This is a genomic window from Aeromonas sp. QDB18 (assembly GCF_027705325.1).
Lineage (GTDB): Bacteria > Pseudomonadota > Gammaproteobacteria > Enterobacterales > Aeromonadaceae > Aeromonas > Aeromonas caviae.
This window is the reverse complement of the sequence record NZ_JAPDBQ010000017.1, coordinates 1-22,584: the sequence shown is the minus strand read 5'-3', so window position 1 is coordinate 22,584 and position 22,584 is coordinate 1. Positions and strand designations below refer to the sequence as shown.

At 62.8% G+C, this 22,584-nt stretch carries 17 protein-coding genes; 9 read left to right on the top strand and 8 right to left on the bottom strand.

Annotated features, from left to right (window positions below; translation table 11 throughout):
* On the bottom strand, positions 1 to 1,746 hold the full coding sequence (gene argS, locus OKC30_RS04835) for an arginine--tRNA ligase (protein WP_010676028.1): 1,746 nt from the start codon (positions 1,744 to 1,746) through the stop codon (positions 1 to 3).
* A gap of 314 nt (positions 1,747 to 2,060) precedes the next feature.
* Here argS and OKC30_RS04830 point away from each other — a divergent pair, with 314 nt between their 5' ends.
* From OKC30_RS04830 to OKC30_RS04820, 3 genes are all read left to right on the top strand, one after another.
* On the top strand, positions 2,061 to 2,627 hold the full coding sequence (locus tag OKC30_RS04830) for an LON peptidase substrate-binding domain-containing protein (RefSeq protein ID WP_010676027.1): 567 nt from the start codon (positions 2,061 to 2,063) through the stop codon (positions 2,625 to 2,627).
* Positions 2,628 to 2,751: 124 nt separating this feature from the next.
* Entirely contained in the window at positions 2,752 to 3,321 is a 570-nt protein-coding gene (locus OKC30_RS04825; RefSeq protein ID WP_010676026.1) for a sigma-70 family RNA polymerase sigma factor, read from the top strand.
* Positions 3,314 to 3,979 (top strand): ChrR family anti-sigma-E factor, encoded by a 666-nt coding sequence (locus OKC30_RS04820; RefSeq protein ID WP_160837347.1) that lies wholly within the window; start codon positions 3,314 to 3,316, stop codon positions 3,977 to 3,979. The genes OKC30_RS04825 and OKC30_RS04820 overlap by 8 nt, the downstream gene beginning before the upstream one ends.
* A gap of 111 nt (positions 3,980 to 4,090) precedes the next feature.
* On the opposite strand, the gene bacA is transcribed toward OKC30_RS04820, so the two are convergent.
* The 6 genes from bacA to galE form a co-directional block, all read right to left on the bottom strand.
* Positions 4,091 to 4,906 (bottom strand): undecaprenyl-diphosphate phosphatase, encoded by an 816-nt coding sequence (bacA, locus tag OKC30_RS04815; RefSeq protein ID WP_010676024.1) that lies wholly within the window; start codon positions 4,904 to 4,906, stop codon positions 4,091 to 4,093.
* Between the two features lie 254 nt (positions 4,907 to 5,160).
* Positions 5,161 to 6,156, bottom strand: a complete 996-nt coding sequence (locus tag OKC30_RS04810) for an aldo/keto reductase (RefSeq protein ID WP_160837363.1) — start codon at positions 6,154 to 6,156, stop codon at positions 5,161 to 5,163.
* A 148-nt stretch (positions 6,157 to 6,304) separates the two neighbouring features.
* Positions 6,305 to 7,372, bottom strand: coding sequence for a galactose-1-epimerase (locus OKC30_RS04805; protein ID WP_270662503.1), 1,068 nt, complete (start codon positions 7,370 to 7,372; stop codon positions 6,305 to 6,307).
* Between the two features lie 27 nt (positions 7,373 to 7,399).
* Entirely contained in the window at positions 7,400 to 8,548 is a 1,149-nt protein-coding gene (gene galK, locus OKC30_RS04800) for a galactokinase (protein ID WP_128273415.1), read from the bottom strand.
* Positions 8,545 to 9,603, bottom strand: a complete 1,059-nt coding sequence (locus OKC30_RS04795) for a UDP-glucose--hexose-1-phosphate uridylyltransferase (RefSeq protein WP_160837343.1) — start codon at positions 9,601 to 9,603, stop codon at positions 8,545 to 8,547. Before OKC30_RS04795 ends, galK begins: the two co-directional genes overlap by 4 nt.
* A 49-nt stretch (positions 9,604 to 9,652) precedes the next feature.
* A complete protein-coding gene (gene galE / locus OKC30_RS04790; protein WP_048209550.1) occupies positions 9,653 to 10,666 on the bottom strand; it encodes a UDP-glucose 4-epimerase GalE in 1,014 nt (337 codons plus the stop codon).
* Between the two features lie 216 nt (positions 10,667 to 10,882).
* On the opposite strand from galE, the gene OKC30_RS04785 reads away from it, so the two are divergent.
* The 6 genes from OKC30_RS04785 (at position 10,883) to OKC30_RS04760 (ending at position 21,198) form a co-directional block, all read left to right on the top strand.
* Positions 10,883 to 11,887 carry a substrate-binding domain-containing protein gene (locus OKC30_RS04785; protein WP_010676018.1) on the top strand — a complete coding sequence of 335 codons (1,005 nt, stop codon included), beginning with the start codon at positions 10,883 to 10,885 and terminating at the stop codon, positions 11,885 to 11,887.
* 639 nt (positions 11,888 to 12,526) lie between these two features.
* Positions 12,527 to 15,601 (top strand): beta-galactosidase, encoded by a 3,075-nt coding sequence (locus OKC30_RS04780; RefSeq protein ID WP_160837342.1) that lies wholly within the window; start codon positions 12,527 to 12,529, stop codon positions 15,599 to 15,601.
* Between the two features lie 219 nt (positions 15,602 to 15,820).
* Entirely contained in the window at positions 15,821 to 16,807 is a 987-nt protein-coding gene (gene mglB / locus OKC30_RS04775; RefSeq protein ID WP_010676016.1) for a galactose/glucose ABC transporter substrate-binding protein MglB, read from the top strand.
* 53 nt (positions 16,808 to 16,860) lie between these two features.
* Positions 16,861 to 18,381, top strand: a complete 1,521-nt coding sequence (gene mglA / locus OKC30_RS04770; RefSeq protein ID WP_010676015.1) for a galactose/methyl galactoside ABC transporter ATP-binding protein MglA — start codon at positions 16,861 to 16,863, stop codon at positions 18,379 to 18,381.
* Between the two features lie 15 nt (positions 18,382 to 18,396).
* A complete protein-coding gene (gene mglC / locus OKC30_RS04765; protein ID WP_010676014.1) occupies positions 18,397 to 19,407 on the top strand; it encodes a galactose/methyl galactoside ABC transporter permease MglC in 1,011 nt (336 codons plus the stop codon).
* Between the two features lie 57 nt (positions 19,408 to 19,464).
* Positions 19,465 to 21,198 (top strand): methyl-accepting chemotaxis protein, encoded by a 1,734-nt coding sequence (locus tag OKC30_RS04760; RefSeq protein ID WP_039039635.1) that lies wholly within the window; start codon positions 19,465 to 19,467, stop codon positions 21,196 to 21,198.
* A gap of 751 nt (positions 21,199 to 21,949) precedes the next feature.
* Here OKC30_RS04760 and OKC30_RS04755 read toward each other — a convergent pair.
* Positions 21,950 to 22,126: a hypothetical protein gene (locus OKC30_RS04755; protein WP_164882869.1), complete on the bottom strand. Its 177-nt coding sequence runs from the start codon at positions 22,124 to 22,126 to the stop codon at positions 21,950 to 21,952.
* Between the last annotated feature and the right edge of the window lie 458 nt (positions 22,127 to 22,584).

Below are 22,584 nucleotides of genomic sequence, written 5' to 3'. Positions count from 1 at the left end.
TTACATGCGCTCCAGGGTGTGGATGCCCAGCACGCCCAGGCCCAGCTTGAGCACCTTGGCGGTGGCGGCGCACAGCAGCAGACGGCTCTGGCGGGTCGCTTCGTCCACGCCGTCCTTGTTGATCGGGCAGGCTTCGTAGAAGGTCATGAAGTTGCCGGAGAGCTCGTACAGATAGGTACAGAGCAGGTGCGGCATCCCCTTGTCCGCCACGCCGTTGACCGCGTCGGAGAACTGGATCAGCTTCTGGGCCAGGGTCTCTTCGGCATCTTCGCTCAGGACCACCTTGCCGCTCAGGGTATCGGCATCGACGCCGGCCTTGCGGAAGATGGACTGGATACGGGTGTAGGCGTATTGCAGGTAGGGGGCGGTGTTGCCTTCAAACGACAGCATCAGATCCCAGTCGAAGATGTAGTCGGTGGTGCGGTTCTTGGAGAGATCCGCATACTTGACCGCGCCCATGGCGATGGCGTGCACCACCTGGGCCTTCTCTTCGGCAGAGAGGTCGCTGTTGCGGCTCTCCAGCAGGGCGCTGGCGCGCTCTTCCGCTTCGTTCAGCAGGTCAACCAGCTTGACGGTGCCGCCGGAGCGGGTCTTGTAGGGACGGCCGTCCTTGCCCAGCATCATGCCGAAGGCGTGGTGCTCGAGGGGCACGGACTCCGGCACATAGCCCGCCTTGCGGGTGATGGTCCAGGCCTGCATCAGGTGCTGGTGCTGACGGGAGTCGATGAAGTACATGACCCGGTCGGCGCCCAGGTTCTCGTAACGGTATTTGGCGCAGGCGATGTCGGTGGTGGTGTAGAGGAAACCGCCGTCGCTCTTCTGGATGATGACGCCCATGGGCTCGCCATCCTTGTTCTTGAACTCGTCCAGGAAGACCACGGTGGCCCCTTCGCTCTCGACTGCCAGCCCCTTGGCTTTCAGGTCGGCAACGATCTGCGGCAGCATGTCGTTGTACATGGACTCGCCCATGATGTCCTTGTTGGACAGGGAGATGTTCAGACGGTCGTAGTTGCGCTGGTTCTGCTCCATGGTCATGTCGACCAGCTTCTTCCACATGGTGCGGCAGTACTCATCGCCACCTTGCAGTTTCACCACGTAGTTGCGGGCGCGCTCGGCGAAGGCTTCGTCTTCGTCGTAGTGACGCTTGGCCTGGGTGTAGAAGGCTTCCAGGTCCTTGAGCTCCATGTCGGAGGCGTGCTCGTTGGCCATCTTCTCCAGATAGGCGATCAGCATGCCGAACTGGGTGCCCCAGTCGCCGATGTGGTTGGCACGCACCACCTTGTGGCCCAGGAATTCGAGGGCGCGGGCGGCCACGTCACCGAGCACGGTGGAGCGGATGTGGTGCACCGCCATCTCCTTGGCCACGTTGGGGGCGGAGTAGTCCACCACCACGGTCTGCGGCGCCGGCAGCTTCACGTTGGCGTTGTCGGAGGTCACCATGGCTTCCACCTGACCGGCCAGCCAGCTCGGGTCGAAGAAGAAGTTGATGAAGCCGGGGCCGGCGATCTCGACCTTGGCGATCAGATCGGAGGCGGGCAGGTGCTCGATGATGGCAGCGGCCAGCTCGCGGGGATTCTTGCGGGCCGGTTTGGCCAGCAGCATGGCCAGGTTGGTGGCCAGGTCGCCGTGAGCCTTCTCCTTGCATCGGTCTACTTGCACCCGGGCTTCCAGGTCGGCGGGCAGGACGCCTGCGGACTTGAGATTGGCTACCGTTTGTTCAAGTAGATGATGAATATGCTCTTTCATAACTGACCACCGAGGTTGCGCGTCGAAAAGTGACTGACTGGATAAGGGCGTGAATTTTACCCGCATCGGGCCGAGAAAACTATAGGAACGGCCCGCACCCGTAGGTGTGGCGGATATTTCACTGCGTTTTCCACCACATTGCAGGATATTGATTTGGGTAAGTGGTGGTTATCCATTTCTACTGCATAACGAAACGGCTTGTCCAGGCTATTTTCCCCTGATTATGACAGGGTTATTTATACCGATTCGATCTGAATGATCCCGCTTCCCGTGGCGGTCGTATCCTTTGAGGACGCCGTTGGAGGATGATTCCCATGACACTGGTACTGTTTCCACTCTCCGCTCACCTGCTGCCGGGCGGCATCATGCCGCTGCGCATCTTCGAGCCCAGATACCAGCGCATGATCGCCGAGTCCCGGGAGCGGGAGTTCGCGCTCTGCATGCTGGACCCCCGCCAGCCCGACGCGCTGCGCAACATGTACCCCATCGCCACCCGGGTGCGCATCATCGATTTCGATCTGCTGCCCGATGGTTTGCTCGGCATCACGGTGCTCGGGGTGGAGCGGGTGCGCATCACGGATCTCTGGCAGGAAGAGGACGGTCTGCGGGTCGGCGAGGTGGAGCCCCTGCCCCCCTGGCAGAGCGGCAGGCTCCAGGCGGATCAGCACTCCCTGGCCAAGGCGTTGCAGGACGTGTTCAACGACTATCCGGAGTACGCGGCCCTCTATCCGGAGCCGGACTGGGAGGATGCGAGCTGGGTCGCCCAGCGCTGGCTGGAGGTGCTGCCCATCCCGGTGGAACAAAAACAGTGGCTGGTGGCGGCCAAGGACAACCAGCCCACCCTCTCCCTGCTGAGCGGTCTGCTGGTCGCGAGCCATTGAATTCCCCTTCCCGGTGATCCTTTTTCCTCGCTCACCGTATTGGGGGTGAACACCACACGCGAGGGATGGCGCAATGGCATATACTGGCCAACCACAATCGGCTCCACGCAGGACATCGCCCCCCATGGACAACCCAGACGGCGACCTCACATCTTTGCTGGTCCGGGTGGCCGAGCGGGCCGACAAGGCTGCCTTCGCCACCCTGTTCCACCACTTCGCGCCGCGCATCCGCAGCTACGGGCTGCGCCACCTCGGCAGCGAAGCCAACGCCATGGAACTGGTGCAGGAGACCATGCTGCTGGTCTGGCAGAAGGCACGGCTCTATCACCCCGACAAGGGCGCCGCCACCACCTGGATCTACACAGTGATGCGCAACCAGAGCTTTGACATGCTGCGCCGCCGCCGCGCCAGCAAGGAGGAGCTCTGCGCCGAGGAGATCTGGCCGCTGCTGGAATTCCGGGCCGAAGAGGAGCACCTGAGCGGCGGTGAAGACGCGGTGCTGACCCGCCAGATGGCCCACTATGTCGCCACGCTGCCGGAGCCGCAGCAGCAGGTGGTGCGCGGCATCTACCTGCAGGAGCTCTCCCAGCAGGAGCTGGCCGACCGACTCGGCGTGCCCCTTGGCACCATCAAGTCCCGGCTGCGGCTGGCACTACAGAAACTGAAGGAACAAGTGGAGCAAGGCCATGATTAAGACCCATCCGACTGAACCCATGCTGCGCGCCTTCGCCGCCGACGAGCTGCCCCTGCCGCTGGCCGTCGGTGTCTCCGCCCATTGCGAGTTCTGCCCCGAGTGCGCCGCCCGGGTGAAGGAATTTGAAGAGGCGCTGGCGTGCCAGCATCTCGCCCCTGACGCGCCGGACGAGGCGCTGCCCGCCGGATTCGATGCCATGCTGGCGGGCATACTGCAACAGCCGGTGGCGACGGAGGCGGCGCTCGCCCTTCCCGAAAGCTCGAGGCCAGAGCTCAGGGTGGCGGGTCACAGTTACCGGCTGCCGCGGGCATTGGCACGGCATCATGCCCCCAGGTGGCGTCATCTCGGGGCCATCCGTCAGGTCAGCCTGCCCCTGGACGAGATGGGGGCGCGGGCCAACCTGCTCCACATCGAGGCGGGGGGGCGGATCCCCGAGCACACCCACAAGGGATATGAGCTGACCCTGCTGCTGGCGGGCACCATCGAGGATGGCGACACCCGCTATCAGGCGGGGGATTTCATCTGGCGCGATGCCAGCCACGCCCACAGCCCCCGTACCCCGGACGGCTGCCTCTGCTACACGGTGCAGGATGCCCCCGTGCAGTTCACCAAGGGGTTGTCACGGCTGCTCAACGGCATCAGCCAGCACCTCTATTGAGTTGGGTCACGGCTGCCCGGTGATCGCGGGCTGCCGCGCGACTGAGGCGGTATCACGGCATGAAAAAAGGGACCCTCGGGTCCCTTTTGTGTTGCTTGGCGGCGAAGCCCATCAGGCCACGAAGACCAGGTAGACGACGAAGGCCAGCAGGAAGCGGTAGATGGCGAACGGGATGAAGTCGAGACGACGGATCAGCGCCAGGAAGGTCTTGATGGCGACCATGGCCACCACGAAGGCGGTGACGAAGCCCACCGCAAACATGGGGAAGTCCGCCATGGAGAGGAAATCGCGGCTCTTGTAGAGATCCAGGCCGCTGGCCGCGATCATCATGGGCACCGCCATGATGAAGGAGAATTCCGCTGCCGCGTGGCGGCTGATGCCCATCAGCATGCCGCCGCTGATGGTGGCGCCGGAGCGGGAGAAGCCGGGCCAGAGTGCCAGGCACTGGAACAGGCCGATGCCGAAGGCCTGCTTGTAGCTGATGTCGTCCAGGGTCTCCGCGGTCACGGCGGGGCGGAACTTTTCGGCGATGATGAGCAGGATGCCGCCGGCCACCAGGGCATACATCACGGTTTCCGGCCCGAACAGATTGGCCTTGATCCAGCTGTGGATAGCCAGCCCGACGACCACGGCGGGCAGCATGCCGAGGATGACGTGCACCAGGGAGAGGGTCGCGTGGCCCGGGGTCGGTTTCTGACCGAAGTGAATGCCGATGAGTCCGAACAGGCGGCGCCAGAACATGACGACCACTGCCAGTATGGAGCCGAGCTGGATCACCACCTCGAAGGTGGCGGCCTTGGGTCCTTCAAACCCGAGGAGGTGGCCGACGATGATCATGTGGCCGGTGGAGGAGACGGGGAGGAACTCGGTCAGGCCTTCCACTATGCCCAGCACAAAGGCGACGAACAGGGCGTAGGATTCGGTCATGGTGCAGATCTCTTGGTTATGGGGTCTGGATAAAATCAACCCCGAACGGGTCGGGGCGGCCAATGATGGCGGAAAATCGCGCGGGCAACCAGTGAATATTGGGGATTTCAGCGCCCTGTTCCGGCCGGGAAAGGGCGCTGGCGGACCATGCAGGGCGCGGCTTGCCGCATGCTGTCAGAAGCCATGACTGCCCCGTCACGTTCTGACAGGTCAGTCACGCCTGTTGACCTCTGTTTTATGATCTCTTTGTGCTGTCAGGACAGTATGGACAGGATTTTCTGTTGAAGATCATCGTCTAGGGGGGGCTGCCCCAGGGCGTCGACGGCGCTCGTTATCTGTTGGGGATGGCTGGCGCCGATCAGGGCGCAGCTCACCACGGGGTCGCGCAGCACCCATTGCAGTGCGAGTTGCGACAGGGACTGACCCCGTTGCAGGGCCAGTGCATGCAGGGCGCGGACGGTGGCGAGCTTCTCCTCGGTGATCTGGTCCGCCGTGAGGAAGGGGCTGGCACTGGCGGCGCGGGAATCCGCGGGAATGCCCGCCAGGTAGCGATCGCTCAGCAGCCCCCCCGCCAGGGGCGAGAAGGCGACCACCCCCATGCCGTGCTCCCGGCAGGCCGGCAGGGTGTCGGGCTCAATATCGCGTTGGAACAGGGAGTATTTGAGCTGGTTGACCAGGCAGGGGGTGCCGAGCTCCGCCAGCCGGGCGGCAGCCTTGGCCGCGAGCGGTGCCGGGTAGTTGGAGAGGCCGATGTAGAGCGCCTTGCCCTGGCGCACCATCAGGGCCAGGGCCTGGCAGGTCTCCTCGAGCGGGGTGCGGGGATCCGGCCTGTGGTGATAGAAGATGTCCACGTAGTCGAGGCCGAGCCGGCGCAGGCTCTGGTGCAGGCTGGCGAAGAGGTACTTGGCGCTGCCGCCATCGCCGTAGGGGCCGTCCCACATCACGTAGCCCGCCTTGCTGGCGATGATGAGTTCATCCCGATAGGGAGCCAGGCTCCTCTTGAGCAGCGTGCCGAAGGTCAGTTCGGCAGATCCCGGCGGCGGCCCGTAGTTGTTGGCGAGATCGAAGTGGGTGATCCCCAGATCGAACGCCTGATGCACCATGGCCTTCGCGGTGGCGGGATCGCTCCCGGCGCCGAAGTTGTGCCAAAGGCCCAGACCGATGCCGGGCAGGCGCAGGCCGTGGCGGCCCGCCGGTCGGTAGGGCTGGCGCTGGTAGCGGTCGGGGGCGGCGAGGTAGTTGTCATCCATCACGGTGCGGTTCCTTGGCTGATGTGCAATGAGGAGCGACGGACCTTGCGGCGGGCCTCACTCCGGCTGATTCGGTGGTGCCATCGGGGCCGGGGCCGCCATGACGTGGCGGCGCGCCCGGGCGCCTTCGTCTGCCCGAGCGGGGCTGTCAGGGGGCAGGAATAAAGCGATAGCGGGTCTGGTGGCGATAACGCTGCCCCGGCAGCAACCAGGGATCGCCGAGGGCGGGCCGGTTCGGGCTGTCGGGCAATTGCTGGGCCTCCAGGCAGAAGCCGTCGTAATCCCGGTAGGGTCGGCCCTGACGATCCGGTGTGCCGGTCAGGCAGTTGCCGCTGTAGAACTGCAGGGAGGGCTGGTTGGTGTAGACCGCCATCGCCAGCTTGCCATCCCCCGAGATCACCCGGGCGGCCCATGGCTGATTTGACCCACCAAACGGCTCATCATTAGGCTCAAAATCGCTGTTGTTGAGCAGAAATGCGTGATCGTACCCCTTGGCCAACTGCTGCTGGGGGTGGTCCAGCCACGCCTGGCCGATGGGGCGGGGGGCGCGCAGATCGAAGGGGCCTTCCACCGGGGCGATGGCCAGCGGCAGGCTCTGGTCATCCGTGGGCAGGTAGCGGTCGGCGTCGAGGCTGATGGTGTGGTGGCGGATGTCGCCACCGCCATCCAGGTTGAAGTAGGCGTGGCTGGTGAGGCTGACCGGGCTGGGGGCGTCCGTGCTGGCGCAGAAGTCGACCACCAGATCGCACTGCTCCAGCCGATACTCCAGGCTCACCCTCAGATTGCCGGGAAAGCCCTGATCCCCCGCCCGGGAGAGGAGCGCCAGCTTGACCCTGTCCGCCTCCTGCTCCTTGATCTGCCAGGTGCGGCGATGGAACCCGTCGCGCCCGCCGTGCAGGCAGTTGGCCCCCTGGTTGGCGTCCAGCGTCCAGCACTGGCCTTCCCGCTCAAGGCGGGCGCCGCCGATGCGGTTGGCAAAGCGCCCCGCCACAGCCCCCAGCCATACCTGCTGGGTGAGGTAGGCCTCGTCGGCGCAGCCCAGCAGCACCTCCCGCCGCTCTCCCGCCACCGGCAGGGTGAGGGAGGTGAGGGTGGCCCCGTATGCGAGACCGCGCAGCCGCAGTCCCTCCTCGTTTTCCAGCTCGAATCTCATCATGGTTTGCGGTTCCCCGTCGTGATCCCGTCGCCCCCTGCCGGCGTCGCGAGTGCCGGGCAGGGGGCGTCACCCGTTGTCAGGCGTGCGTTACAGTCTGCCGGCCCCTGCGCTGGCACGGCAGACGTAGCAGTCCGCCTTGAGGCCGAAACGGGCCGGGTATTCCGCCTCCACCACGGCGATCACCTCGGCCACCTTCTCGGGGCGCAGCAGGGCGACCACGCAGCCGCCAAAACCGCCGCCGGTCATGCGCACACCGCCTTCGCTGCCGATCCGGGCCTTGATGATCTCCACCAGGCCGTCGATGGGAGGCACGGTGATCTCGAAGTCATCGCGCATGGCGGCGTGGGACTGGCCCATCAGCTCGCCGAGGCGCACCAGATCGCCCTGTGCCAGCGCATCGGCCGCCGCCAGAGTGCGGGCGTTCTCGCCGACAACGTGGCGGGCACGGCGATAGCAGGCCTCGTCCAGACCGGCCTTGCCCGCTTCCAGGGTCGCCAGATCCAGGTCGCGCAGGGCCTTGACCCCGTAGTGACGGGCGGCGGTTTCGCACTGCTGGCGACGGGTGTTGTATTCGCTGTCCACCAGGCCGCGGCGCACGTTGGAGTTGACGATGAGCACCGCCAGATCGGTCGGCATGGGGATGAGCCGGGTCTCCAGGGAACGGCAATCGAGCAGCAGGGCGTGATCCTGCTTGCCGCTCGCGGAGATCATCTGATCCATGATGCCGCAGTTGCAGCCGACGAACTGGTTCTCCGCCTGCTGGCCGTTGAGGGCAATTTCCGCCTGGCTGATGGCCAGCCCCTGGGCCTCCTTGAAGGCCTGGCCGATGGCTACCTCCAGGGAAGCGGAGGAGGAGAGACCCGTCCCCTGGGGCACGTTGCCGGAGACCACCAGATTGAGGCCGCGCAGGGCGTGGCCTCGTGCCTGCAGGTGTTTCACCACGCCGCGGATGTAGTCGCTCCAGCGCTGGCTGGGGTGGTGCTCGATGGGGTGATCGAGACTGAACCGGTCGCGCTGGTTGTCGTAGTCGGCGGCGATCACTTCGACCAGGTTGTCGCCGCGCAGGCCGATGGCGACGCAGGTCTCGTAGTCGATGGCGCAGGGCAGCACGAAGCCGTCGTTGTAGTCGGTGTGCTCGCCGATGAGGTTGACGCGGCCTGGAGCCCGTACCAGCAGGTCGGGTTGTTGCTCAAACTGCTCGGCAAACACGGCGCTGACGCGCTGGCTCGGGGTCATAGGGCCTCCTCGTTGGCCTGGTTCTGGTCGTTGTAGTGGATGGGACTGAGGGCGAGCAGCCGTTCCGCCGCCTGTTCCGGGGTGAGATCGCGCTGGGTTTCGGCCAGCATCTCGAAGCCCACCATGAATTTGCGCACCGTGGCGGAGCGCAGCAGGGGCGGATAGAAGTGGGCGTGCAGTTGCCACGCCTCGGGGCAGTCGGAACGGGGCGGGGCGAAGTGCCAGCCCATGGAGTAGGGGAAGCTGCACTGGAACAGGTTGTCGTAGCGGCTGGTGAGCTCCTTGAGCGCGATGGCCAGATCCTGTTGCTGTTCCCGGGTGAGATCCAGCATGGAGGGAACATGGGCCTTGGGCAGCAGCAGGGTCTCGAACGGCCAGGCCGCCCAGAAGGGCACCACCGCCAGCCAGTGGGCCGTCTCCACCACGATGCGGGAGCGATCCGCCAGCTCCCGTTCCACATAGTCCAGCAGCAGGGGGCGGCCGTGTTCGGCCAGCCAGGCGCGCTGGTGCGCCTCTTCCCGGGCAATCTCGTTGGGCAGGAAGTCGCTGCCCCAGAGCTGGCCGTGAGGGTGCGGATTGGAGCAGCCCATGACGGCGCCCTTGTTTTCAAATACTTGCACCCATTCCCACTGGTCAGAGAGCTCGGCCACCTGGTCCATCCAGGTGGTGATCACCCCTTCGATGGCGGGCAGGGGCAGCTCGGGCAGGGTCTTGCCGTGATCCGGCGAGAAGCAGATGACCCGGCTGGTGCCCCGGGCGGCTTCCAGCTTCAGCAGGGGATCCGGCGCCGCGTCAGCGGCCGGGGTGTCCTGCATCAGGGCGGCGAAGTCGTTGGTAAAGACGAAGGTGCCCTGATAGTCGGGGTTGATATCGCCGGTCACCCGGGTGTTGCCCGCACAGAGGAAGCAGTCGGGATCATGGGCCTGGCTCGGCGCCTGGCTCACCTTCTCGACCTGGCCTTGCCAGGGGCGCTTGGCCCTGTGAGGGGAGACCAGCACGTACTGGCCGGTGAGCGGGTTGAAGCGGCGGTGGGGGTGATCAACGGGGTTGAACATCATCACTCCAGTGTGTGAGTTGAATACATCCGAAGGCGCAGGCCAGGGCCTACGCCTCGTAACCATTGGGGTTGGCGGACTGCCAGCGCCAGCTGTCGGCGCACATGGCGGCGAGATCCCGGCTGGCGTGCCAGTCCAGTTCCCGAGCGGCCTTGGCGGGATCGGCCCAGCACTCGGCGATGTCGCCGGGGCGCCGTGGCTCGATCCGGTAGGGAAGGGGCCGACCGCAGGCGGCCTCGAACGCCGCGACCATCTGCAGCACGCTCTGGCCCTGGCCCGTGCCCAGGTTGTAGGCGTGGACACCGCCCCGTCCGGCGCAGTGTTCCAGAGCCTTGACGTGCCCTTCGGCGAGATCCATCACATGGATGTAGTCGCGCACCCCGGTGCCGTCGATGGTTGGGTAATCGTTACCAAAGACCGAGAGGCAGTCGCGCCGGCCGATGGCGACCTGGGTCAAAAACGGCATCAGATTGTTGGGGATGCCCTGGGGATCCTCCCCCAGAGTGCCGGACTCGTGGGCGCCGACGGGGTTGAAATAGCGCAGCAGGGTCATGCTCCAATGGGGCTCGGCCCGCTGCAGATCCTCGAGGATCTCCTCGATGATCAGCTTGGATCGGCCGTAGGGGTTGGTGGCGCTGCGGGGGAAATCCTCCCGGATCGGGGTGCTGGCGGGATCGCCGTAGACGGTGGCCGACGAGCTGAACACCAGATTGCGTACCCCGGCCCGTTTCATCGCCTGTAGCAATACCAGGGTGCCGCTCAGGTTGTTCTCGTAGTAGTCCAGCGGGATGCGGGTCGACTCGCCGACCGCCTTGAGGGCGGCGAAGTGGATCACGGCGTCGATGTGCTGCTCGCTGAAGATGCGATCCAGCAGGGCCGGGTCACGGATGTCCCCCTCGTAGAAGCGGGGCTCGTGCCCGCTGATGGCGGCGACACGGGTCAGGACGCTCGCCTTGCTGTTGCAGAGGTTGTCTACCACCACGGGCTCCATGCCTGCGGCCTGCAAGGCCAGACAGGTGTGGCTGCCGATGTAGCCGCAACCGCCGGTGACCAGTACTTTCATCCGTTGTTCCACCCTCAACTCCTCGCATCAGGAAAGCCTGAGCAGGAGTCTAGCCGAGGGGCTGACGGGCAAACTGTGAGCTGCTTAACAAATATGTGTAAACGATTACACTTGTTTTCATCGACCAATGTGGCAAGTTCTGATTTTTCCCCCTGTTATCAGTGACATTGAACGGTATAATGCGGCCAGTTGCAGCGTGAAATAAGTGAAAACAGCATGAGCACCATCAAGGATGTCGCCCGTTTGGCCAATGTGTCAGTGGCAACGGTTTCACGGGTGATGAACAACTCACCCAAGGCCAGTGCCGCCTCCCGCGAGGTGGTGCTGAAGGCCATGGCCGAGCTGGGCTATACCCCCAACGCCAACGCGCGGGCCCTGGTCAGCCAGACCTGTGACACCATGGGAGTGGTGGTGGGGGACGTGGCGGATCCTTTCTTCGGCGCCCTGGTCAAAGGGGTCGCGGCGGTGGCGGTGGAGCAGGGCTTGCACCTGTTGATGGGTAATGGTTTTCACCGCGCCCAGCAGGAGCGGGAGGCCATCGAGCTGCTCATCGGTAAACGCTGCGAGGCACTGGTGGTGCACAGCAAGGCGCTCGGCGACGAGGAGCTGGTCGACTACGCCCTGCGCGCCCCCGGCATGGTGCTGATCAACCGCGACATTCCGAGTCTGAGGGGGCGCTGCATCGCCCTCAACAACCGCCAGGGTGCGGCGACCGCCACCCGTCATCTGCTGGATCTCGGCCACCGCCATATCGCCTTCCTGAGCTCGGATCACGCCATCGAGGATGCGCTGTTGCGCCACCAGGGCTATCAGGATGCCCTGGCGGAGGCGGAGGTCTTCGCCGATCCCGAGCTGGTGGAGAGCGGCATGCCCAATGAAGAGGGGGGCGAGCGCGCCATGCTCAACCTGCTGGCCAAGGGGTTGCCCATCACGGCGGTGGTGGCCTACAACGACGCCATGGCGGCAGGGGCCATCTCTGTGCTGGCGGACAACGGCCTCAAGGTGCCGGAAGAGGTGTCTGTGGTGGGCTTCGATGACATCATCTACGCCAGATACCTGAGGCCCAAGCTCTCCACCATGCGCTATCCCATCGAGCTGATGGCGGCCCAGGCGGCCAAGCTGGCGCTGCAACTCGCCGCAGGGGAGAGCGAATCGGTGCAGAGCCGCATCTATACCCCCACCCTGATCAACCGCCATTCGGTCGCTCCCGTCAGGTCCTGATCGCAGCGCTTGTGCCCCCGTCGGCGCAAGCGCTGCGCCTGGCGAACCCGGACTGCAGCCCATAAAGCGCCCCATAGCTCAGACGATAGATAGCTCAGAGCATGGCTAGCTGAAAGCATGGATAGCGCAGACCATAAAGGACTGTCTGAGGAGTGACAACCGTCCCCTCACGCTCCCTGCCTGCCGAACTCGGCAGCTCTTCCCGCTCGTCTGTCACGAGCCCCTCTCCCCCGGCCTGCCGAGCCTCACTTCCTGCCGGAACCTGCCAGACGCCCGCCATGGCTTTTCTCTGCGCCGGGCAGGGGCTCTCGTGGCCTCTGCGCGCTCCTTCGAGAGGCCGGGCTGCGTGCCCGGAACTGGGTTGGGGCGAGGGGGCACGATGTCGGGTCTTTGCCATGGCTTGCTCCGCTGGTTCGGCCATTGCCTCCCGGTTTCACACTCCCGGGCATCTTTTGCCCTTCCGAAGGTCCGCTTTTCCCCCCTTGGGGTCATTTACCCGGATTTATCCGATTTTTACTCCGCTTTACTTAACAAAACGAGTGTAATCGTTTACATCTGTGTGAGCGGGATCGCCGATCACCGGGCAAAACTCTCCTACACTGCAGTGGTTTTCAGCGTGAATGCAGGGAGAAGTGAAGCATGCTCAGGGAGATAGTGGCCCGTCAGGATTGGCAGACCCAGGGGATCACCGCCGTGAACCGGTTGCCAGCCCATACCCCCTTGTCCAGTTGGCGCAGTGAAGGGGAAGCCAGGATGGGGGGGTTGTCACCTTCCCGCCTGCTGCTGGACGGCGAGTGGCAGTTCTCCTGGTTCGAGGCCCCGGAGCGGGTGCCGGAGCAGTGGCTGGTAGAGGATCTGCCAGATGCCTGCCCCATCAAGGTGCCGGGCAACTGGCAACTGGCTGCGGCCTATCCGGGGGCGCGGCCCGTCACGGATGTGCCCATCTACACCAACATCAAGTACCCCTTTCCCTGCGACCCGCCCCGGGTGCCTGCCGAGAATCCCACCGGTTGCTACTCCCGCGAGTTCACCGTTGCTGCGAACTGGCTGGCCGAGGGGCAGACCCGGATCATCTTCGATGGAGTGGACAGCGCGTTTCACCTCTTCTGCAACGGCCGCTGGGTCGGCTACTCCCAGGACAGCCGGCTGCCGGCGGAATTCGATCTGACCCCCTTCCTTCAGGCCGGGGCCAACCGCCTCGCCGTACTGGTGCTGCGCTGGTCTGACGGCTCCTATCTGGAAGATCAGGACATGTGGCGCATGAGCGGCATCTTCCGCTCCGTCAGCCTGCTGCACAAACCGGCCCGTCATCTGATGGATATCCGGGTGACGCCCGAGCTCGACGCCTGCTACCGGGATGCCCGCCTCAAGGTTGAATTGCAGGCGGCCAACGGAGCCGGTCTGTCGGTGGAGGCCAACCTCTATGATGGCGACGAGCGGGTTGCGACCCTGCGCCAGCAGATTGGCACCCAGGCCATCGACGAGAAAGGGATGTATGACGATCGCGCCGAGCTGTGCCTGACGGTAACGGCGCCACACAAGTGGAGCGCCGAGACCCCGCACCTCTATCGCCTGACCCTGACCCTGCTGGACGAGCAGGGAAGCGCTCTCGAGAGCGAGGCCCATGACGTGGGCTTTCGGGCGGTGGAGATCCGTGGCGGCCTGCTGCGGGTCAACGGCCAACCACTGCTCATTCGTGGCGCCAATCGCCATGAACACCATCCCGCCACGGGTCACGTGGTGACCCCGGCCGACATGGAGCAGGATCTGCTGCTGATGAAGCGGCACAACTTCAACGCGGTGCGCTGCTCCCACTATCCCAATCACCCCGAGCTCTATCGCCTGTGCGACCGGCTCGGCCTCTATGTGGTGGACGAGGCGAACCTGGAGACCCACGGCATGACCCCCATGGGGCGGCTGGCGCGGGATCCCGCCTGGAGCAACGCCTTCCTGGAGCGGGTCACCCGCATGGTGGCCAGGGACTTCAACCACCCCTGCATCATCATCTGGTCTCTGGGGAACGAATCCGGTTATGGTCCGGCCCACGACGCCATGTATCGCTGGGTGAAGGGGGCGGATCCCAGCCGCCCGGTGCAGTACGAAGGGGGCGGGGCCGACACCCCGGCCACCGACATCATCTGCCCCATGTATGCCCGTACCCATCAGGATCAACCCTTCCCGGCGGTGCCCAAGTGGGCACTGGCCAAGTGGATCGGCCTGCCGGAAGAGACCCGGCCGCTGATCCTGTGCGAATACGCCCACGCCATGGGCAACAGCCTGGGGGGCTATGCCCATTACTGGCAGGCATTTCGCGATCATCCGCGGCTGCAGGGTGGGTTTGTCTGGGATTGGGTCGATCAGGGGCTGGACAAGCAGACCGACGATGGCCGCCATTTCTGGGCCTATGGTGGCGATTTCGGCGACACTCCCAACGATCGCCAGTTCTGCTGCAACGGCCTGCTGTTCCCCGATCGCACCCCCCATCCCTCCCTGTTTGAAGCCCGGCGTGCCCAGCAGCCCTTTGTTCTTACCCTGCAGGGTCGCCAGCCGCTGACGGTGGAGATCCGCAGCGAATACCTGTTCCGCGAGACGGATAACGAGACTCTGCAGTGGCGTCTGTGTGAAGACTGCGTGGTGGTGAGCCAGGGTGAATGCCCGCTCGAGCTGGTCCCCCGGGGGAGCATGACGCTGACCCTGCTGGAGCAATTGCCGGCCTTTGCGCCGGGGGCGCTCGCCTGGCTGGATCTCGCCATCGTGCAGCCCACCGCCACGGCCTGGGCCGGAGCGGGTCACGAGGTGGCTCGCCAGCAATGCCTGTTGCCCGCGCCCCTGGCGCTGCCGTCGGCCTGCCCGGCGGTCAGCCTGACCGAGCAGCGCGATCACTGGGTGCTTGGCGCCGCAGATTCCCTGTGGCAGCTCGACAAGGCCAGTGGTCGCATCGTCAGCTGGCAGAAACAGGGCCGCGAACGGCTGCGCGACGCCATCGCCGATCACTTCTATCGGGCGCCGCTCGACAACGATATCGGCACCAGCGAGGCGGATCACGCCGATCCCAACGCCTGGATTGCCCGCTGGCAGGAGGCCGGACTCAATGATCTGCAGCACCGCTGTCTCGGCCTGGAGGCGAGTCCGGAGCTGGGTCTCATCACGGCGCACCACGGCTACTTCGTGGGTGACGAACCGAAGATCCTGACCCGCTGGCATCACAGGGTGGACGGGGAGGGCGCCATGCACCTCGCCATCGAGGTGGAGGTGGCCGCCGACATGCCCTCCCTGCCGCGCATCGGTGCCCGGCTCTGGCTGGCCGATGAACCGGCCGAAGGTGCCCCGGTGAGCTGGCTGGGGCTTGGCCCCCACGAGAATTACCCGGATCGCCGGCTCGCCGCCGATCTCGGTCGCTGGCAATTGCCCATCGAGGCGTTGCACACCCCTTATGTCTTCCCCACCGACAACGGGCTGCGCTGCGATACCCGCGCACTGCAACTGGGGGATCTGGCGGTGGAGGGGCGCTTCCACTTCAGCGTCAGCCGCTACAGTCAGCAGCAGCTGACCGAAGCCCGTCACCAGACCGATCTGGTGGCCCTGGGGGGCACGCACCTGTGCCTCGATGGCTTCCACATGGGGGTAGGAGGCGACGACTCCTGGAGCCAGAGCGTGCGGCCCGAGTTCTGGCTGTTGCCGGGGCGTTATCAGTGGCACTGCCGTCTGAGCTAGCCGGACCCGCCGTCGCGAGATGGCGAGACCCAAAGGCAGTTTCTCACGTAACTATTTAATTTTTAACAATATTACGGCTATGTAACAGAGTGTAAACGTTTTCATTTTGTTGCCAGGATCACAGACCGCCTCACAACAAACTGATTACATTAGGCTGGCGCCAGCTCAAACGGTGTACAGCATTCCCTACAAAAAACAGATAGAGATCGGAGCATAACAATGAAAAAACTCACGACAGTTGCCACCTTGCTGATGGGACTGATGGCGGGAGCCCAAGCCCAGGCCGATACCCGTATCGGGGTCACCGTCTACAAGTACGACGACAACTTCATGGCCGTGGTGCGCAAGGCCATCGAGAAAGAAGCGGCGGCCACCCCGGGTGTGGAACTGCTGATGAACGACTCCCAGAACGACCAGTCCAAGCAGAACGACCAGATCGATGTACTGCTGGCCAAGGGCGTGAAGGCCCTGGCCATCAACCTGGTTGACCCGGCGGCGGCCCCTGTCGTGATTGAGAAAGCCCGTGCGGACGAGATCCCCGTGGTCTTCTACAACAAGGAACCGAGCGCGGCCGACCTGGCCAGCTATGACAAGGCCTACTACGTGGGCACCGACTCCAAGGAGTCCGGCATCATCCAGGGCCAGCTGATCGCCAAGCACTGGAAAGCGCACCCCGAGTGGGATCTGAACAAGGATGGCGTCATCCAGTTCGTGCTGCTCAAGGGTGAGCCTGGCCACCCGGATGCGGAAGCACGCACCACCTACGTCGTCAAGACCCTGAACGATGGCGGCATCAAGACCGAGCAGCTGCACATGGATACCGGTATGTGGGATACCGCCATGGCCAAGGACAAGATGGACGCCTGGATCTCCGGTCCGAACGCCAACAAGATCGAAGTGGTCATCGCGAACAACGACGGCATGGCGATGGGCGCCGTGGAATCCCTGAAGGCCCAGGGCAAGACCGCCATCCCGGTGTTCGGTGTTGACGCCCTGCCGGAAGCCCTGGCCATGGTCAAGAGCGGTGCCATGGCTGGTACCGTGCTGAACGATGCGGCCAACCAGGCCAAGGCCACCTTCGAGCTGACCAAGAACCTGGCCGAAGGCAAGCCGGCCGGTGAAGGCACCAACTGGAAGATCGACAACAAGGTCGTCCGCGTTGCCTACGTGGGCGTAGACAAAGACAACCTGTCCCAATTCGAGTAATTCCTCCCCTCAGGGCAAGGGAGATCCCCTTGCCCTCTTTTCAACCAGATGTGATGGCTGATATGACAACACGGCAACAATCAGAATGGCTGTTGGAGATGATTGACGTCAGTAAGAGCTTTCCTGGCGTCAAGGCACTCGATAATGTCAATTTACGGGTCCGTCCTCATTCTGTGCATGCGTTGATGGGCGAGAATGGCGCAGGGAAGTCCACGCTGCTCAAGTGCCTGTTCGGCATCTACGAGAAGGATCAGGGCAAGATCTTCTTCAAGGGACAGGAGATCAACTTCACCTCGTCCAAAGAGGCGCTGGAGAATGGCGTTTCCATGGTGCACCAGGAGCTGAACCTGGTACTGCAACGCACCGTGATGGACAACATGTGGCTCGGCCGCTATCCCACCAAGGGACTGTTTGTCGACCACGGCAAGATGTATCAGGACACCAAGCATATCTTCGAGGAGCTGGACATCGACATCGACCCCAGGGTCAAGGTCGGCACCCTGTCGGTTTCCCAGATGCAGATGATCGAGATTGCCAAGGCATTCTCCTATGACGCCAAGATCGTCATCATGGACGAACCCACCTCCTCCCTGACCGAGAAAGAGGTTAACCACCTCTTCAAGATCATCAACAAGCTCAAGGAGAAGGGGTGCGGCATCGTCTACATCTCCCACAAGATGGAAGAGATCTTCCAGCTCTGTGACGAGATCACCATATTGCGGGATGGCCAGTGGGTGGCGACCCAGCCCCTCAAGGGCATGACCATGGATCAGATCATCGGCATGATGGTCGGCCGCGAGCTCACCCAGCGCTTCCCGGAAAAAACCAACCAGCCCAAAGAGGTGATCCTCGAGGTCGAGCACCTGACGGCCAAGAACCAGCCTTCCATCAAGGACGTGACCTTCAACCTGCACAAGGGGGAGATCCTCGGCATCGCCGGTCTGGTGGGGGCCAAGCGCACCGACATCGTGGAGACCCTGTTCGGCATCCGCGATCGCAGCGAAGGGACCATCAAGCTGCACGGCAAAGAGGTGGCGAACCACAACGCCCACGAGGCGATCCAGAACGGCTTCGCCCTGGTGACCGAGGAGCGCCGCTCCACCGGGATCTATTCACGCCTCGACATCGCCTTCAACTCCCTGATCGCCAACATGGACAACTACAAGGGATCCATGGGGCTGCTCAGCGACAACAAGATGAAGAGCGATACCCAGTGGGTCATCGACTCCATGCGGGTCAAGACACCGACCCAGCAGACCCAGATCGGCTCCCTCTCTGGTGGCAACCAGCAGAAGGTGATCATCGGTCGCTGGCTGCTGACCCAGCCCGAGATCCTGATGCTGGATGAACCGACCCGGGGTATCGACGTCGGCGCCAAGTTCGAGATCTACCAGCTCATCCTGGAGCTGGCGAAGAAGGACAAGGGCATCGTCATCATCTCCTCCGAAATGCCGGAACTGCTCGGCATCACGGACCGCATCATGGTCATGAGCAATGGTCGGGTCGCGGGGATCGTCAACACCAAAGAAACTGACCAGAGCGAGATCCTGCGCCTGGCATCTCTGTACCTATAAAGACAGGAAGACATTATGGAGTCGGCTAAAAATTTCAATCTGATGCAGGCGCTCAAAGAGAACGGCATCTATGTGGTGTTGCTGGTGTTGCTCATGATCATCGTGATCAAGGAGCCCTCCTTCCTCAGCCTCACCAACCTCAGCAACATCCTGACCCAGTCCTCGGTACGGGTCATCATTGCCCTCGGGGTGGCGGGCATCATCATCACCCAGGGTACTGACCTGTCGGCCGGTCGCCAGGTCGGCCTGGCAGCGCTGATCGCGGCCACCATGCTGCAGGCCCTGACCAACGTCAACAAGGTCTTCCCCACCCTGGGGGAGGTGCCCATTCCGGCGGTGATCCTGCTGGTGTGCGTGGTGGGGGCCCTGATTGGTCTGGTCAACGGCCTGATCGTCGCCTACCTGAACGTGACGCCCTTCATTACCACGCTGGGCACCATGATCATCGTCTACGGCATCAACTCCCTCTATTTCGACTCCGTAGGGGCTTCTCCGGTAGCCGGGTTTGATCCTCGCTTCTCCAACTTTGCGCAGGGCTTCATCCGGATTGGCGGGTTCAAACTCTCGTACCTGACCTTCTATGCGGCCATCGCCAGCGTCTTCGTCTGGGTGCTGTGGAACAAGACCCGCTTTGGCAAGAACATCTTCGCCATCGGTGGCAACCCGGAAGCGGCCAAGGTGTCCGGCGTCAACGTCGCCGTCAACCTGGTGGTCATCTATGCCCTGGCCGGTGTCTTCTACGCCTTCGGCGGCATGCTGGAAGCGGGGCGAATCGGCAGTGCCACCAACAACCTCGGCTTCATGTACGAGCTGGATGCCATCGCGGCCTGCGTGGTGGGGGGCGTTTCGTTTGCCGGCGGTGTGGGAACTGTCGCGGGTGTGATCACCGGCGTACTTATCTTCACGCTGATCAACTATGGTTTGACCTACATCGGTGTCAGCCCTTACTGGCAGTTCATCATCAAGGGCGGCATCATCATCCTGGCGGTAGCCCTGGACTCCATGAAGTACGCCAAGAAGAAGTAAGCATTGGCAGGGAGGGCCGGGTCATCCCGGCCCTTTCTCTTTGGAGGGACCCATACCATGGCATTCAAAGTCAAAATCAACGTGCTGTTGCTGCTCGCCATTCTGGTCACCATCGGTACCGCCTGGTTCAGCGTCAACCATTTCATCAGCGGCTACATCCGCACCCAGGCCACCCAGAACATCAACGAGCAGATCACCCTGGTCAGGGAGAAACTGGCGGGTGACATCAACCAGAAGGTGCTGCTGGCCGCCAACCTCAACCTCGGGGTGACCAGCGTCAAGAAGGCGCTGCAGGAGACCGGCTTTCACAACATCGTCAAGCTCATTGGCGACATGGCATTCGACGCGAACGGGGTCATCGACGACAAGGCCAGGGTTGACGCCCTGCGCAAGCTGATCCCCGCCGCCAACAACCAGATCACCGTCAGCCCGCTGGAGCAGCTGGACGGCAAACCCGTCATCTCCATCCTGGTGCCGCGCGGTGCCGACTCCGCCTACCTCTACTACCTCGACATGAGCGAGTTCAAGACGCTGCTGACCAAGGTAAGCGGGGAAGGGCGTTACTTCTCCCTCACCGACAGTCAGGGACAGGTGCTCTACAGCAGCAAGCCCCAGGGAGAGAGCGAGAGCCGCCCCAACAAGCTGGATATTCGCGGCAGCGAGTGGACCCTGACCGGTTATGTGGATCTCGACTATATCCGGGCCATGACCCAGGCGCTCAACGGCAAGATCACCCTGGCCCTGCTCGGAGTGGCGGCGCTGGTACTGGCCCTCTCCATGGTGGCCCTCAACCTGGCCTATAGACCCATCCTCTCCTTGCGCGACCTGGTGCAGGAGCTCTCCCAGGGCAATGGGGATCTGACCCGCCGGCTCACGGTGACCAGCAAGGATGATCTCGGCCAGATCTCGGCGGGCATCAACCGTTTCATCGAGCAGTTGCAGGGCATGATGGGGGAGGTGAGACAAGCGAGCGGCCAGCTCAATGAAGGGATATCGGCATTGGCGAGGCAGACGGGGTCAGCCCAGGGCCTGCTGGCGGAGCATGTGCGGGAGACCGAACAGGTGGTCACCGCCATCAACGAGATGAGCCGTACTGCCGTCTCGGTATCGGAGAGCGCGGCCAATACTGCCCAGCTGACCGGCCAGAGCCAGCAACTGGCCAACCAGTCGCGTCAGGTGGTGGATCAGGCCATGGCCAGCGTCACTGCGCTGGTGACGGAGGTGGAGGCCACGGCACACTCCATCGAAGCCATGCAGCAGGATGTGCAGCAGATAGGCTCGATTCTCGGGGTCATCGGTGGCATCGCAGAGCAGACCAACCTGCTGGCCCTCAACGCCGCCATCGAGGCGGCCCGGGCTGGTGAACAGGGGCGGGGGTTTGCGGTGGTGGCGGACGAAGTGCGCTCTCTGGCGGGACGCACCCAGAAGAGCACTGCCGAGATCCAGACCATGCTGACCCGGCTGCAACGGGGCACCCAGACCGTGGTGGCCGCCATGGGCAACACCCGGCAGAGTTGCCAGGATGCGGCGGAAAACACCAGCAAGGTGAATGCGTCACTGGATCTGATGGCAGGAGAAGTGGTGGAGATCAACGATCTCATCAGCCATATCGCCACGGCCGCGGAGGAGCAGAGTGCCGTTGCCGAGGAGATCAATCGCAACATGAGTGCCATCGCCGAGGTGATCACCCAGCTCAAGGGGAATGGCGAGCGCACCGTGGACAGCTCGAACGCCATGCAGCGCACCTATGACAGGCTGCGGGAGATAGTGGGGCACTTCCGGCTGGAATAGCGCCGGCTGGGCGAGTCCCGGGTACCCTGGCCAGCAATATAGTGGCCGGGGTGACCCATCAGCGGGCAGACGTGAAAAAGGCCCAAAAAAGATGGGGGCGACTTGCGTCGCCCCCGATAGTCTTATCGCTCATATCCTTGAACGAAGTTGCTCCCTGCAATCCCTGACTATACCTCTTCCTTTAGGTTTCCCCTTCCCAATCCTTTGGGGTGTCCTTTAGCCATCATGGCCTGACGAGTCATCCGTTCCCGTCGCACTTTCTCCGTCCTGGGAGGTGTCCTTTACCACATCCTGTGGTGAGTCCATTTGCCCAACCCTGGCAGCCAGTCTTCCTGACTGACTTCATTGCGTCCGTGCAGGAGTAACTATAAGGATTTCGCGCAGGGCGACAATGACATGCTGAAAAACGTTTTATTCAAACTGGTTTCCCGCGAAAGGATAATGAAGTTATCTTTTTTAAAATCATGGTTTTAATGATCTATCATGCTGTTTTTTCACGCGCATCTTCCGACTATGGCGAGAATTTTGTTGGCACTTTACTTACGCAGTCGATGGCGAATATCTCACAAGGCGTTTAACTGCGGTTCAGAATCCGGGGAGGCCGGTCAGTGTCGATCGCAGATGAGGGTGGAGGAGGGCAACGGGCATGATGCAGGTGGCGTGGTCCGGATCCCATTCAGGAGATAAAGGAGGTAAAGGAGGGAAAGCTGAGATGACCCAAGAGGAGATCGCCTCCCCTTGGGCGAGAGGGTCAGGGATGCTGGCTGCCATCGTGCCATTGGCATAGGTAGGCGGGGACCAGCATCTGGGGTGCCTGGTCAACGTGACAGACCACCAGCGGCATGGCGGGGGCTCCCTGGGCATGCACCAAGGCCGGTGTCATGGGCAGGACCAGGGCGACGAACAGAAACAGCGACGGGATCTTCATGGTTATCTCCTTGGTGACGGGAACGAATGTGACAATCATCACTTTTTGAGTTAAGGCGAACCCGAAATCGGCGCAAGGTGACTGAAAAAATTCAACTAATGAAAAAACTTTGGATCCCGGTTGCACTCCGGTCGTTGAAAAAGGCGCCATCAGGATGCGTGCAAAATGCATATCCATATAAAAGAGATAGTGCACACAACTTGGCAATGAGGCTCGCCATCTGGCCCGGGCAGGCCGCCATGATCTGGGACAAGAGATGGATTATTCAGCGATAAAGGAGCAGGTGATTATTTATGTGGGAGCAAACGGGATGATAAGCGAGGATAAATTCAAAGGTGGGTGAAGTTTATTCAAAAAATGAGCGATCTGATTTTAATATAACCGACATTCCGCACCTGATTTAGGAATAAATTTGCCGATAGCGCTCACCCAATACCTCCAAAATGATCTGCTGGTCT

What these genes read in the sequence shown, in the direction of transcription:
- argS (WP_010676028.1), bottom strand. Translation starts at nt 1,746, where the DNA reads ATGAAAGAGCATATTCATCATCTACTTGAACAAACGGTAGCCAATCTC.
- OKC30_RS04830 (WP_010676027.1), top strand. Translation starts at nt 2,061, where the DNA reads ATGACACTGGTACTGTTTCCACTCTCCGCTCACCTGCTGCCGGGCGGC.
- OKC30_RS04825 (WP_010676026.1), top strand. Translation starts at nt 2,752, where the DNA reads ATGGACAACCCAGACGGCGACCTCACATCTTTGCTGGTCCGGGTGGCC.
- OKC30_RS04820 (WP_160837347.1), top strand. Translation starts at nt 3,314, where the DNA reads ATGATTAAGACCCATCCGACTGAACCCATGCTGCGCGCCTTCGCCGCC.
- bacA (WP_010676024.1), bottom strand. Translation starts at nt 4,906, where the DNA reads ATGACCGAATCCTACGCCCTGTTCGTCGCCTTTGTGCTGGGCATAGTG.
- OKC30_RS04810 (WP_160837363.1), bottom strand. Translation starts at nt 6,156, where the DNA reads ATGGATGACAACTACCTCGCCGCCCCCGACCGCTACCAGCGCCAGCCC.
- galK (WP_128273415.1), bottom strand. Translation starts at nt 8,548, where the DNA reads ATGACCCCGAGCCAGCGCGTCAGCGCCGTGTTTGCCGAGCAGTTTGAG.
- OKC30_RS04795 (WP_160837343.1), bottom strand. Translation starts at nt 9,603, where the DNA reads ATGTTCAACCCCGTTGATCACCCCCACCGCCGCTTCAACCCGCTCACC.
- galE (WP_048209550.1), bottom strand. Translation starts at nt 10,666, where the DNA reads ATGAAAGTACTGGTCACCGGCGGTTGCGGCTACATCGGCAGCCACACC.
- OKC30_RS04785 (WP_010676018.1), top strand. Translation starts at nt 10,883, where the DNA reads ATGAGCACCATCAAGGATGTCGCCCGTTTGGCCAATGTGTCAGTGGCA.
- OKC30_RS04780 (WP_160837342.1), top strand. Translation starts at nt 12,527, where the DNA reads ATGCTCAGGGAGATAGTGGCCCGTCAGGATTGGCAGACCCAGGGGATC.
- mglB (WP_010676016.1), top strand. Translation starts at nt 15,821, where the DNA reads ATGAAAAAACTCACGACAGTTGCCACCTTGCTGATGGGACTGATGGCG.
- mglA (WP_010676015.1), top strand. Translation starts at nt 16,861, where the DNA reads ATGGCTGATATGACAACACGGCAACAATCAGAATGGCTGTTGGAGATG.
- mglC (WP_010676014.1), top strand. Translation starts at nt 18,397, where the DNA reads ATGGAGTCGGCTAAAAATTTCAATCTGATGCAGGCGCTCAAAGAGAAC.
- OKC30_RS04760 (WP_039039635.1), top strand. Translation starts at nt 19,465, where the DNA reads ATGGCATTCAAAGTCAAAATCAACGTGCTGTTGCTGCTCGCCATTCTG.
- OKC30_RS04755 (WP_164882869.1), bottom strand. Translation starts at nt 22,126, where the DNA reads ATGAAGATCCCGTCGCTGTTTCTGTTCGTCGCCCTGGTCCTGCCCATG.